This is a genomic window from Massilia sp. CT11-108 (assembly GCF_047302915.1).
GTDB classification, from domain to species: Bacteria; Pseudomonadota; Gammaproteobacteria; order Burkholderiales; family Burkholderiaceae_D; genus Telluria; species Telluria orientalis.
This window is the reverse complement of sequence record NZ_JBKYMO010001523.1, coordinates 1-272: the sequence shown is the minus strand read 5'-3', so window position 1 is coordinate 272 and position 272 is coordinate 1. Positions and strand designations below refer to the sequence as shown.

Annotated in this window: 1 protein-coding gene; it reads left to right on the top strand. The window is 58.8% G+C overall.

The window, feature by feature from the left end; genetic code table 11:
- On the top strand, positions 1-272 hold a 272-nt coding region (locus ACEN88_RS35490; protein ID WP_413347092.1), incomplete at both ends, for a hypothetical protein.

Sequence of the window (272 nt, the reverse complement as noted above, 5' to 3'; positions counted from 1 at the left end):
CCTGCGCAAAGACCCGTACGGTCGTTTGTGCTACTGCCTGGCCTATGTGCCGCGTGACATCTACTCCACCGAAGTGCGCCAGAAGATACAGCAAGTGCTGATGGATCGTCTGAAAGCCTCTGACTGCGAGTTCTGGACCTTCTTCTCCGAATCCGTGCTGGCCCGTGTGCAGCTGATTCTGCGGGTCGACCCGAAGAACCGTCTGGACATCGACCCGGTTCTGCTGGAAAAAGAAGTGGTGCAGGCCTGCCGCAGCTGGCGTAGTCGTCCTG